Source organism: Mucilaginibacter sp. KACC 22773 (assembly GCF_028736215.1).
Taxonomy (GTDB): domain Bacteria; phylum Bacteroidota; class Bacteroidia; order Sphingobacteriales; family Sphingobacteriaceae; genus Mucilaginibacter.
In genome coordinates this window covers 541,345-554,739 of sequence record NZ_CP117883.1, presented here as the reverse complement: position 1 = coordinate 554,739, position 13,395 = coordinate 541,345, and the positions used below count along the sequence as shown (strand labels likewise).

10 protein-coding genes are annotated in these 13,395 nt (G+C 43.6%); 7 read left to right on the top strand and 3 right to left on the bottom strand.

Features of this window, described 5'->3' with window-relative positions; all coding sequences use genetic code 11:
* Positions 1 to 4: 4 nt before the first annotated feature.
* On the top strand, positions 5 to 1,591 hold the full coding sequence (locus PQ469_RS02355) for a gliding motility protein RemB (protein ID WP_274211551.1): 1,587 nt from the start codon (positions 5 to 7) through the stop codon (positions 1,589 to 1,591).
* Positions 1,592 to 1,727: 136 nt separating this feature from the next.
* Here PQ469_RS02355 and PQ469_RS02350 read toward each other — a convergent pair whose 3' ends face one another.
* Positions 1,728 to 3,305 carry a hypothetical protein gene (locus PQ469_RS02350; RefSeq protein ID WP_274211550.1) on the bottom strand — a complete coding sequence of 526 codons (1,578 nt, stop codon included), beginning with the start codon at positions 3,303 to 3,305 and terminating at the stop codon, positions 1,728 to 1,730.
* 5 nt (positions 3,306 to 3,310) lie between these two features.
* Entirely contained in the window at positions 3,311 to 4,183 is an 873-nt protein-coding gene (locus PQ469_RS02345; RefSeq protein ID WP_274211549.1) for an ABC transporter ATP-binding protein, read from the bottom strand.
* A gap of 199 nt (positions 4,184 to 4,382) precedes the next feature.
* Here PQ469_RS02345 and PQ469_RS02340 point away from each other — a divergent pair, with 199 nt between their 5' ends.
* The 6 genes from PQ469_RS02340 (at position 4,383) to PQ469_RS02315 (ending at position 11,958) form a co-directional block, all read left to right on the top strand.
* Positions 4,383 to 5,372: a glycosyltransferase family protein gene (locus PQ469_RS02340; RefSeq protein ID WP_274211548.1), complete on the top strand. Its 990-nt coding sequence runs from the start codon at positions 4,383 to 4,385 to the stop codon at positions 5,370 to 5,372.
* Between the two features lie 99 nt (positions 5,373 to 5,471).
* A complete protein-coding gene (locus PQ469_RS02335) occupies positions 5,472 to 5,924 on the top strand; it encodes a nuclear transport factor 2 family protein (RefSeq protein WP_274211547.1) in 453 nt (150 codons plus the stop codon).
* A 233-nt stretch (positions 5,925 to 6,157) separates the two neighbouring features.
* A complete protein-coding gene (gene pth, locus PQ469_RS02330; protein WP_274211546.1) occupies positions 6,158 to 6,718 on the top strand; it encodes an aminoacyl-tRNA hydrolase in 561 nt (186 codons plus the stop codon).
* A 105-nt stretch (positions 6,719 to 6,823) separates the two neighbouring features.
* A complete protein-coding gene (locus PQ469_RS02325; protein WP_274211545.1) occupies positions 6,824 to 9,262 on the top strand; it encodes a TonB-dependent receptor in 2,439 nt (812 codons plus the stop codon).
* Positions 9,263 to 9,271: 9 nt separating this feature from the next.
* Positions 9,272 to 9,622, top strand: coding sequence for a Spx/MgsR family RNA polymerase-binding regulatory protein (locus PQ469_RS02320; RefSeq protein WP_090642325.1), 351 nt, complete (start codon positions 9,272 to 9,274; stop codon positions 9,620 to 9,622).
* A gap of 332 nt (positions 9,623 to 9,954) precedes the next feature.
* Positions 9,955 to 11,958 carry a M1 family metallopeptidase gene (locus tag PQ469_RS02315; protein WP_274211544.1) on the top strand — a complete coding sequence of 668 codons (2,004 nt, stop codon included), beginning with the start codon at positions 9,955 to 9,957 and terminating at the stop codon, positions 11,956 to 11,958.
* Between the two features lie 229 nt (positions 11,959 to 12,187).
* Here the strand turns inward: PQ469_RS02315 and PQ469_RS02310 are convergent, their stop codons facing one another.
* Entirely contained in the window at positions 12,188 to 13,321 is a 1,134-nt protein-coding gene (locus PQ469_RS02310) for a BamA/TamA family outer membrane protein (protein WP_274211543.1), read from the bottom strand.
* Positions 13,322 to 13,395 lie beyond the last annotated feature (74 nt).

Sequence of the window (13,395 nt, the reverse complement as noted above, 5' to 3'; positions counted from 1 at the left end):
ACATATGAAGAAAATATTTACCGCTATCATATTATTTGTTTTAACAGGCGGAATTGTAAAAGCCCAGTCTGATTATCAACCTTATTCGTACCAGTTTTACCAAAAACTTAACGAAGATGTGTACTCTACCAAAACCCGGGTGCATAGTTCTTTAAAACCGTTTTTGGACGATTCATTGCTGAAACATCACTATGATTCGCTGATGAACAGCGCAGGTGGTTTTAAAGGCCGCTTTTTTAGTGAGCATCAAATAGACGTTAAAAGTAATAAGGCCACATTTTATGCCGATCTGCTGCCCGATTTTAATCTGAGCCGCGACTTTTCGGGTAAAAAAAATACAAGTTTTGGCTCATTGGGCTTGCAGATTGGCGGTACCGTGGGGAGCCAGTTATCGTATAACATAACCGGTTACGAAAACCGGGCGCAGCTGCCAGAATATCTTGCTACTTACACTAACCAGGTGGGCATAGTACGCGGCCAGGCATATGGCAGCCTTTACGGCAGCGAGTATCGGTGGTCGTACATTACAGCATTGGTATCTTACACTCCAAATAAATATTTAAATGTAAGCGCCGGGCGCGATAAAACATTTATTGGTGATGGTTACCGGTCGGTACTTTTATCTGATTACGCATCGCCCTATCCGTTTTTTAAAGTAACGGCCACACTGGGCGATGTAAGGTACATGGCCATGTGGACTTATATGGACGATCCTTTATCGGCACGGGTTGACAACAACGATCGTAAGAAATTTGCCGTATTCCACTATTTAGACTGGAACGTAAGCGACCGCCTGGCTTTAGGATTTTTTGATTCGGTTATATGGGGTGCCAAGGACGATGAAGGCCACCAGCGCGGGTTTGATTTTACCTATATCAATCCGCTGATATTCCTGAGGCCTGTTGAGGCATCCAACGGATCGCCGGATAATGCCTTATTGGGTTTTACCGGCAGGTATAAAATTACCGACGGTATAACGGCTTATGGCCAGTTTGCATTGGATGAATTTGAAAGTAAAAACTTTTTCTCCAGTAACGGCAGCTCCCGTAACAAATATGCCTGGCAAATTGGTTTCAGGGGAGCAAACCTTTTTGCCGTTAAAGGCCTTAACTATTTAATTGAAACCAATAACGTTAAGCCATATACCTATTCGGAACGCAGCTCGGTACAAAACTATGCCGATAATGGCGAGCCGTTGGCACATCCCTGGGGAGCGAACCTGCGCGAGGTTGTGGGCTTGCTGAATTACTCGTACAAACGGTTTGACTTTAGCGGAGAGCTTGATTACGGGCATTATGGATTAGATATAAACGGCATGAATTACGGTAAGGATCTTTTTCAGTTATACGTCGACCCATCAAGGCAATATGGTAACTATACCGGCCAGGGCCTAACCACCAACATGGTTTTCCTGGAGGGGAAAATAGCTTATTTACTGAACCCCAAATATAACCTGCGTATCGAACTTGGCGGCCTTTACCGCACTGAAAAAAATGATCAGTTTCATGACAAAACTGCTATGCTGAGTTTTGGTATCCGCAGTTCGTTCAGGAGCATGTATAATGATATTGCAAGTTATAAGGCGCATTAATGAGTTGGTTACGCAAGTCATGATTCCAAAAAAACTACCTGCCGGAGAAAGACTTACGAAGTTTTAAAACCTCGTAAGTCTGAATTTTTTCAACTTGCTGCGGGTATTTTCTTGTCTGGCGAAAACAATCAGCCTCCTACAAATGCCTCGATTGATACCCCCTCACCCAAAAACTAACCACTGCCAAAAATACGTTCAGCCCTAAAATAACAGCGATATAAATGATGTGGCTATCGTGTGGTATGGCACCCAGGTAGTCAACAACGGGTATAGCCTGGGTAAGCGCGTAAGTGAGCAAAAAGAAAATAATCTCGAACAGTTTTTTACCCTTACTTATAATTCCTATGCAAACAGCTAATAAAACAATGCAAACAGCCCCGCTGATGATATTGAAGATGGCGTAGCCGTTGCCGGCAATTACATAACGCAATATCAACGGAAATGCTAAAACGATACCTAATATCACCCCAGCCAGTATTTGTGCAGGCAACATACGCTGTAACGGTTTGTAGGATGCATAAGTAAAATAATGCAGGCGATAGGTTTCTTCCTTAGTAGCCAGTTCCGATAGGCGTGTTACCTGCAAAAACCAGAGTACAGGTAATATATACAGGTGCGAAATAGCCACCGGCGCAAACAGCATACTTAACGATGCTCCAGCTATAATTAGCCACATCCATTTAGATCCTTTGCGCACCAGTAACAGTAATTCGGTTTTAACGAACGGTAATATGCTATAGTCGGTAACCAACGGCGGCATAAGCGCACGGTTAATGCCGGTGGCTGCAAACGCAGGCGTTGCCGGCTTCTGCTCGTTAGCAACCACTTTTTTCTTTTTACTTACAGCTTGCTTAAAATCAAACCGGTGAAAAAAGAACGACGAGAGGTAAACCAAACCCACTGATAGCATAAGCCATAATAACCGGCTTGCTAAAAACAGGCCGGTTATAGTTATACCGTTCCACTCAAATATCCGGAAGCCTCGTTTACTGTTGAAAGTGAAACCGAGGTTAACCCCATCAATATGCTGATGATATTGAGTATTTACCTGGTTTTTGATGCTGGTTGTCATGGTGCGTACACCATACGGATCAATAATAACAGCAAGTGTTTCGTTTTTTTGTCCATTTACATTGGCCATCAACGCGCCGAAAAAGAAAAAAAACGCAATATATTGCAGGATGCTTTTTCGGCCCAAAAAAACTTCGGCTACTATCGCCAGCGACGATATAAAAACCATGGCAGGCACTACAAACAGCAAATAAGGAATAATGAAATTGCTGATAATAAAGGGCGAGCCACTGGTGCGCACAAAAAACATAATAATACTAACCACAAAAGTGCAGCCGGCAATGGTGAGCAGCACCAGTAAATTACTGAGCATTTTGCTAAGCAGGTAACCAAAATTGGTAATGGGCGTGGTAGCTATTATTAAGCCTACCTCGGTATCAATATCTTTTTTAATGCCGCCGTTTACCAAAAAGAAACCATAAAGCGACAGCATAATAGCGGTCATCATCCCCGAAACATAACCCACCCAGGCCGAGTTATAAACACCTTTAAAGCCAACAACGTTTAAGGTGGTATATGAAGCCGAAGGCGGCGGCACAAATGAATATGCCGCGTAAAAAGTAATAGCAAGGGTAATCAGGAAAGCGTAGCTGCGCGTGCGCTGCAGGTAGTCGGCTTTAATAATGCTGTAAATGTATCTCACGGCGCTTAGTTGTTATTTTGTGTTAAAAACAAATAAGCATCTTCTAAACTGGCATTTACAGCTATTGCACCGGTTTCGGGTTGCCCGGTCCTGGTAATAAAACGAACCCTGGTTTTATCCTTTTGCCGGCTTGTATCAATAACCTGGTGTTTGGCGCGGATGCCGGCAATTTCATCATTACTCACCAGCACTTCAAATACTTTACCATCAACCAGTTTTATAATATCCGGCTGGGCAGCCTTATTAAGCAGTATGCCATTTTTCATGACAGCAACTTCATCGGCAATAGTCTCAATGTCCGAAACGATGTGCGATGACAGGATGATGATACAATCGGTGGCCAGGTCAGATATCAACTGCCGAAACCTTACCCGCTCCTCAGGGTCGAGGCCAACGGTGGGTTCGTCAAATATCAGTACTTTAGGGTCATTAAGCAGGGCCTGCGCTATGCCAATCCGTTGTTTCATTCCTCCCGAGTAGGTACCTATTGGGCGTTTGGCATCCGCGGTTAAATTAACCCCTTCTAACAGCAAATCTATCCGCTTGCGCAAGCCATTGCCACCTACGCCTTTCATCGCTGCTATATATTCTAAAAACTCGTAGGCGTTAAGGTTGGGATAAACCCCAAAGTCCTGCGGCAGGTAGCCCAATATTTTGCGGATTTTATCCGGGTTGGCAACAATATCCTCGCCATCTAAAAATAAAGTACCCTTTGTAGGTTTGCTAATAGTGGCAATAATTTTCATCAGCGTTGATTTGCCCGCGCCATTGGGGCCAAGCAGGCCCAATACGCCTTTTTCAATAGTGATGGAGTAATCGGTAAGGCCGCTTTTATGCTGGTTATATTGTTTGGTGAGATTTTTTATGACTAAGGACATGGGTATGTTTTTTATGCCCTGTAAGATGCGCGTTGCGGATTTAAGTTACATGCACCGGCGAATTTAAAATCCTGGTGCTTGTTCAGTTGAAGTATTCAAATCAAACTTTTTGACAGCGTCTTAATGCCACAACAATCTTTAGCCATTTAAATATCCCTAAAACATTTCATTTTACTAAATTGCCCCTAATTCTATTTACATGAAAATATTGTTTGCCATACAGGGAACCGGCAATGGACATATAAGCCGGGCCCGCGAAATTGTGCCTTTATTACAGCAGTATGGCGAGGTTGACCTGCTGGTGAGCGGTACCGAGGCCGAGGTATCATTATCACAGCCTCTGAAGTACAGGTTTCACGGGGTTAGTTTTGTTTTTGGCACCAATGGCGGGGTTGACAACTGGGCAACCTGGAAAATTATGAACCTGCGCCAGTTTTGGCACGACTTGCGCCACCTACCCCTAAAACAATACGATTTGGTAATTAATGATTTTGAACCAGTAAGCGCCTGGGCCTGTAAGTTTCAGCGTGTGCCCTCGGTATCGTTAAGCCATCAATGTTCATTTGTATCGCCCAATACCCCCCGGCCAAAAAAAAAAGATCCTTTTGCGCAATGGCTGTTAAAAAATTATTCGCCCACCACCTATCATGTAGGCTTCCATTTTGAGCGTTACGATACTTTTATAAATACGCCCGTAATCCGCAGCGAAATACGCCAGATGCAAACCAGCAACCTGGGCCATTACAGTGTTTACCTGCCCGCTTATGATGATAAAACATTATTAAAACATTTAGGCGCTGTAAAAGACGTAAAATGGCAGGTGTTTTCAAAGCGGCAAAAAACGCACATGCAAGCCGGCAACGTAGAGATTTTCCCGGTAAATAACGAAGCCTTTAACAAAAGCCTGGCCAGTTGCGAAGGCCTGCTAACCGGTGGTGGGTTTGAAGGCCCCGCCGAGGCGCTGTTCCTGGAAAAGAAGGTAATGATGATACCCATGAAAGGCCAATACGAGCAGCAGTGCAACGCCCTATCAGCCTCAAAGCTGGGCGTTCCCGTAGTTGCCGAAATCAATGATACCTTTGGGGGCCATTTAACTAAATGGATTAACGACGATAAAAAGATCATTGTTGATTTCCCGGATGAAACCGCGCAGATAGTTGATAAGCTGGTGAAGCAGTATGCGAGATAGTATCAGCTGGTAATTGCCTCTTATGTAATTTGTTGTAATGCTAATTATTGATTTATCTATTGATTTGAAACAAATTCGATAGCTTTACATCTAAATACCATGGAAGGCAATAAAATAATCAATACAGTTACTAATTTATTTAAAGGTGCAGACGACCGGGACTGGGCGTTGATAGAAAGTACATTGGCCCCTGTGGTTATGATCGATTATTCGTCAATGAGCGGTTTGGGCCCAATTGAACTTTCTCCTGCACAGGTAGTAGATAACTGGGCTTCGTTTTTGCCCGGTTTTGATAAAACCAACCACCAGCTTTCGGCATTCAGGGTTCAGCTTAATGGTAAGGCAGCCGATGTTTTTTACAGTACCGTAACCGATCATTTTCTTGACGACCAGGTTTGGACCGTTACTGCAACTTACCACACCAAGCTGGCAAAGCATGACGATACCTGGTTAATTACCTATCATAAAATCAATTTTGAAAGCCATAGCGGCAATGTAAATCTGCCTAAGCAGGCGCACCAGGTTATAGCCGATAGGAAAGCTGCGCTGTAAACGATTTTCGGCCAGATTGTTAAACAAAACGACTCGTGGCTTTTTAGCATTCCTGCGTCTTTGCGTAAAACAAATTCCCCTTTTTGCAGCCTCATACCTTTGCCTGGAAAGAACGGTTCCTTTTGATAGAGGCAACTTTGTTTTTATCTGAAATATTAAAAAAACGATTTCCCGGCTTTACTTCGCCCAGGCAAAATCCTTAATCCAAAAATCTTTTATCTTTGCTCCCTCAAATGAAATACTTAATAGTAGGACTTGGAAATATAGGCCCCGAATATGCAGACACCAGGCATAACATCGGTTTTATGGTGCTTGATGAAATGGCTAAACAGGAAGGTGCCAAGTTTTATAATATGCGGCTGGCCTATTATACCGAGGTATCCTTCAAAGGCCGTACCCTTTGCCTCATTAAACCTACTACCTTTATGAACCTGAGTGGTAAAGCGCTTAACCATTGGATGAAAGATTTAAAGATCCCGCTGGACAATGTGCTGGTTATTGTTGATGATATTGCCTTGCCCCTGGGCACCCTGCGCTTAAAACCTAAAGGCAGCGCTGCAGGGCATAACGGCTTAAAACATATCGAGGCCACCCTTGGCCATAACAATTACGCGCGCCTTCGTTTTGGAGTAGGCGATAACTTCCCTAAAGGCAGGCAGGTTGATTACGTTTTGAGTGGGTTTGATGAAGATGAGAAACCCGAACTGCCTGCGCTGATTGATCGCTCGATAGAAATGGTTAAGAGTTTTTGTACCATCGGCACCGAACTAACCATGACCAGGTTTAACAAATAAAAAAATTACCGCCTCACAACTAACTAATTAGTTAAATAATGTTAAATACTTTCCATGTGTTGCAACACATGGGTATCTTGCTGCGTCATATCACCTAAATTCCTTATGTATAAATTTGTACTAACTGTAATTTGCTGTTGTTTCTCTATACTTGCGATAGCCCAAAGCCCCGTCCCTTCCAATATTACCGTTAAAGGTACTGTTATTGATTCGGCGGCAAATAAGCCTTTGGGCTATGTTACCGTTGTTTTACAGGATGCTGGTACAAAAGCATCGGTAAAAAGTACCCTTACAAAAGACGATGGCAGCTTTGAACTTAAAGCACCCGAAGGTAAAACCTACCAGATGGCGGTGGCATTTATTGGCTTTGCTACTAAAACGTTTCCGATAAAACCTGCCGGTACAACGGTTGATGCAGGCAAAATATATATGTCGGCAGCCAGCAAGCAACTGGGCGAAGTGAGTATTACGGCCGTAAGGCCCGTAATGAAACAGGAGGTTGACCGGCTCACTTATGATGTGCAGGCCGACCCGGAAAGTAAAGCGATATCTGCACTGGATATGATGCGTAAGGTACCTTTGCTATCGGTTGATGGGGACGACAAGATCAAGCTAAAAGGGAGCGGCAATTACAAGATATTGGTAAACGGAAAAGCATCAGCGCTGATGGCTAAAAATCCGTCGGATGTGTTAAAAGCGATGCCAGCTACCAATATTGAAAGGATAGAAGTGATTACCACACCACCGGCAAAATACGACGCGGAGGGTTTATCGGGCATCATCAATATCATCACCAAAAAAAATGCCGACCAAGGCTATAATGGCAGTATCAATTCGCGCTTTAACAGCATTTGGGGCCCAGGATATAACTTAAATGCTACAGTAAAACAGGGCAAGTTCGGTTTGTCGGGCTATGCGGGTTTTGGTAATCAAAACCGGGTTAGCAATAGTACTCAAAGTTCTCAAACACAAAATCTTACACAATCGGTATTGAATCAAAACGGCGATGGCTCGTTTGAAGGTAAATACAAATATGCCAATGCCGAATTAAGTTACGAGTTGGATAGTTTGAACCTGCTTACCGGTTCGTTTGAACTCTTTAGAGGGAATTTTAATCAGGCAGGCGATCAGACGTCTACACAAATAAAAAGCGATGGTAGTGTTGCCCAGGCTTACCGCAGCTTAAATGACGGGATAAACCATGATAAGGGGACAGACATATCTGTTAATTACCAGTTAGGCTTCAAAAATAAAAAGGACGAGTTGCTTACCGCTTCCTATAAATACAGCTACTCGCCAAGTAATCAATACAATAGTAATAGTTTTAGCGAAAGGGTAAATTTTGATGTCATCAATAATCCAAATTTCAGGCAGTATAATAACGCTGGTAACAAAGAGCATACCTTTCAGTTAGATTATGTTTACCCCTTTAAAAAGGTGAACCTGGAAGCCGGCGGTAAAGTTATACTGCGTAATAATTTTAGCGATTACAGGCGCGAGAACCAGGATGCCGGTACCGGGGATTATGTTGTCGATGCCAATCAAACTAATACATTTGATTACCACCAGGATGTGTACAGCGCATACAACTCGTACCAGGTAAAATTTACCAAATGGACCGCCAAGGGCGGTTTACGCCTGGAGCATACCCAGGTAAACGCCGATTTTACCGGTACGCCGTTGGACAGGGGATACAACAACCTCATCCCGTCAATATCCATACAACGCAGCTTTAAAACAAGCAGTTTCAATTTCGGATTTACCCAACGCATCCAGCGCCCGGGCATATACCAGTTAAACCCTTTTATTGATAATTCAAACCCTAAGTTTGTAACTACCGGTAACCCGCAGTTGCGGCCCGAACTTAACAATACATTTGAGCTTACTTACAGTAATTTTTCAAAAGGATCAATCAACGCCGGGCTAAGCTACGCGTTCTCCAATAACTCTATCCAAAATGTGAGTACCCTGATTGATACCGTTACTTATACCACCTATCAAAATTTAGGCAGCAATCGTACTCTTGGCTTGAACCTGAATACCAATTTTAATATTACCAAAAAGTTTACAGTTAGTATCAATGGCGAAATTTCGCACATTTGGCTCAAGGGCACCTATAACGGCAGCTTTTATACCAACGACGGCTATACCGGCCGCGCTTTCGGAAACCTTGCCTATAAATTTGATGGCGGCTACCGGCTGGCGCTTGACGCAGGTTTCTTTAGCGGCGATGTAACGCTGCAAGGAAAATCCAGCAACTTTATATTTAACTCCTACGTAGCCTCGAAGGAATTTTTCAAGAAGACTTTTACCGTGTCGCTGGTTGCTAATAATCCCTACAGTAAATACCGTACCTATCATGGCTACACCCGCTCAAATGATTTTTATAATACTTACAGCGGTACCAACCCTTACCGTAATTTTGCCATCAGGCTTAATTATAAATTTGGCAAGCTTAACGGCGATATTAAAAAGAACCAGCGTGGTATCAATAATGATGATACCAAGGGTGGCGGTAGTAAAAGTGGTGGCGGAAATCAATAGCTTCGCGATATGAAAGTTTACGGAATTACCAATTGCAATACAGTAAAAAAAGCCCTCGACTGGCTTAAAGCAAACAAAGTAGATTACGATTTCCAGGATTTCAAAAAACTGGGGGTCAGTACCGAAAAGCTACAGGAGTGGGACACAAAAGCAGGATACGAAAAATTCATGAACAAGCAAGGCTTAACCTGGAAACAGCTTGACCCGGCGGTTAAAGAAAGCATAAAAACCAATACCGATGCCCTGCAACTACTACAGCAAAAAACGAGCATGATTAAACGCCCCGTTATTGAAGATGGCGGTTTCTTGTTTTTCGGCTTTGATGAAAAGGTATATGCCGATCATTTTTTGAAGAAATAGAAGAAAAAGGAATTAAGGCTGTAAGTTTTTGTATTACCGGGTGCAAATAGTGCGGCAATGGTGCACGAAAGGTGCTTTAAAGGTATTGTCAATGGTAACAAAAGGTGTATGAAAGGTGCATCATCGGTAATATTCGAAAAATCAGGCAAAATTCTCATTCCACGGTTTACTAAGGCAATTAAACCTACCTGACTGATAGCCTATTGCCGGGCAAATCAATAATTCACTAATTCAATAATTCACTAATTAATAAAAGCGTAACAATCATTTTACGGGCTGTTTAAAAAAGCTTTTTTGTGTATACTTGCTTTGTATTCTCAAAATTGACTGAAATGAATTTAAAACTAATGGCCGGTTTAAGTACGGCCTTTATGATGGCTATTGCTGCCGTTAACGCGCAACAGGCACCAACCCCTCCTCCAGCCGCCGTACCGGCATCTGATTACAGTTATCATGAAGCTTTTGGCCCGCCGTTTTATACTAAAAATGGTACCGAGTTTCGTGCAGCCGACGGACAACCGGGCGCAAAATACTGGCAAAACCGCGCCGACTACAGCCTGGCCGCAACCCTTGACGATAAAAGCAACCTGATTACCGGTTCGGAAGTTTTAACCTATACCAATAACAGCCCGCAAAACCTGAGCTTTTTATGGATGCAGCTGGATCAGAATTTATTTAAGTTAGATTCCCGCGGTACGGCAATTGTACCGCCAACCGGCAGCCGTAACTGGGGCCGTGGCGAAGCATTTGATGCGGGCTACAAAATAAAATCGGTAAAAGCTGTTGACGCAAAAGGCGGCACTACCGATGTTAAATTCCTGATTAGCGATACCCGCATGCAGGTATTTTTGCCAAAGCAGGTAACTGCTAATGGCGGTAACGTAAAGCTGAAAATAGAATATTCGTTTGTATCGCCCAATTACGGATCAGACCGTATGGGATACCTGGACGATAAAAAATCAAAAAACGGGAAAATATATACCGTGGCCCAGTGGTACCCACGCATGTGCGTATATGACGATGTAATGGGATGGAATACCCAGCCTTATACCGGCCCGGGTGAATTTTACCTGGAGTATGGTGATTTCGACCTGAGCATTACCGCCCCGGCAAATCACATTGTAGTGGCTTCTGGTGAATTATTAAACCCAACTGAAGTGTATACGCCCGAGCAGCAAAAACGCTGGGCACAGGCTGCCACAAGCGAAAAAACGGTAATTATCCGTTCGGCTGCCGAAGTTACCGATCCTAAATCCCGCCCGGCTGGTAAGGCTACACTTACCTGGCGCTTTAAAATAAAGAATGCGCGCGACGCTTCATGGGCTTCGTCTGCTGCGTTTATTATCGATGCAGCTAAAATGGACTTGCCAAGCGGTAAAAAATCTATCGCAATTTCGGCCTACCCGGTTGAAAGTGACGGACAGGATGCCTGGTCGCGCTCAACTGAGTATGTGAAAAAATCTGTCGAATACAACTCGGCAAAATGGTTTGAATTCCCTTACCCTGCTGCTACTGCCGTTGCCGGTATTGTGGGCGGCATGGAATATCCTGGCATTGTTTTTTGTGGGTACACGGCAAAAAAAGGCGGCCTCTGGGGCGTAAATGACCACGAATTTGGCCACACCTGGTTCCCGATGATTGTAGGATCAAACGAGCGTTTATATGGCTGGATGGACGAAGGTTTTAATACGTTTATCAACACCTTATCAACCGCCGATTTTAATAACGGAGAATACAACCGCAAGGCCGGTGATATGCATAAAACGGCGTTAACGCTTACAAGATCTGATTTAGAGCCGGTATTAAGTCAGCCGGCAAACCTTAAAGAAAAAAACACCGGTATTCTTTTATACTTTAAGCCAGGCGTTGGTCTTACTTTACTTCGCGAGCAAATTTTAGGCCCCGAGCGTTTTGATTTCGCTTTCAAAACCTATATCAAGCGCTGGGCATTTAAACACCCAACACCTGATGACTTTTTCCGCACTATGGAAAATGCATCCGGCGAAAGCCTGCAATGGTTCTGGAGAGGCTGGTTCCTAAACAACTGGCGTTTGGATGTTGCTGTAAGCGATGTTAAATATGTTGATAACGATGCTACTAAAGGCGCTATGGTCACCATTGATAATCTTGGTAAGTTGGCCATGCCGGTTACCCTGGAAATAAAAACCAAAAGCGGCAAAGTGGATAGGCTGAAACTACCTGTTGAAGTTTGGGAACGCAATGCTACCTGGACGTTTAAATATCCATCAACAGAAGAAATTGAATCTGTTACCTACGACCCGGACAAAGTTTTACCGGATTACAACCCTGACAACAACGTTTGGACAAAGAAATAAATATACAGAAACCCGGTTAACGCCGGGTTTTTTGTTATAAACACGGCCACCTATTGGTATTTTAACTTTGGCATATGGAAGACAGACAGATGCATATGCGTTGTTCTACTTTCCAGGCAATATTACAGCCGCCAGGCCGAAGCAGAAATGCCGCATATAAAGGCGGCCGACGAGAGTTTCCCGGCGTGCCAAACGACAATTAAGCAAAACAAAACCCGCAGCTAAGTAATTAGAACGCCTGTCCCAATGCGGCGTAGAAGCCACTTTGCCTTTTTTCGCCAGGATTTTTCTGGCCCACCCCATAGTCAGCGCGAATGCTGAGGCCCTTTTCAATGTCGAAAAAGTATCGTACACCACCGCCATAATTAGGTTTTAGTTGCGCCCAGCTAAAGCTTTTGTTGAATACCTCGCCTGTGCCTGCAAAACCTACGAGGCCAATACGCGGACTTAGCCGATAGCGTAGTTCGGTTTGGCCGGCAAGCAAATTCCGGTCGCGGTAACGGCCATTGTAATAGCCGCGCATGAGTTCGTCATTCCCTAACGCCGGCAACCAGTAAAATGGCGAACTACGACCGGTAAGGCTCTGTTCCTGTATATCTACACCTAAAACCAGCTTTTTTGCCAAAGCGAAAAACTGTGAATACTCTATATTTAAAAAGCCTCCATTATAACCTTTATTGCCAAATCCCTTAATTATTTCAAAAGAGCTGGTAATTATCATACCTTTTGTAGTATAGGTGTTGTTATTGCGGCTGTCATATGTGATGCTTGGGCCAAGATATATATTACTGCCCCCGCCATGGTTTTCTACCCTCCGGTCGGTGTAAAAAATAGTATTCTTTGGTTCGGGAGGGATTCTGTATTGAATACCCCCCGCTACAATACCCGCATAAAGCCTGTCAGACAGTTTTTTTTCTACACTTAAGTATCCCTTAGTCCGTTTTTGACCAATACGCACCGCGTCGGCGCTGCGGGTATTATTACCAATACCATAAAAGTTGAAAGGAAAGTTCATGAAACTAATGCCAGCAGTATAATGGTAGCCATTATCGGGCGTCCAATAGCTAATATTTAAACTTAATCGGCTTTGGCCTTTGGTGGTTACGGTGCCATATCCAAAAACACTTGATACCCGGGTGTTGCTTTTTAATGAGTCGCTGTAAAAAGAATATAGGCCTGCACCGCCCACTTCGAGGCCGGTTTCGGGGGCCGAACTCAGCGCAGGTAAAATTACGAAGCTGCTTTTTTTTGTGCTATCCTTGTTTAAATACATTTTACGCAAAAATTTTGGAAGAATTTGCGTTTGCGAAAAAACACTTTGCAGGCAAAATATCAGCAGCAATGAGATAACAAATGTTTTCATATAATCGCAGCTAATATAACCTCAATTTTTTTATAAGATTGCCATGGCTTTGGCATTTTAAACTAAAAAGCTGC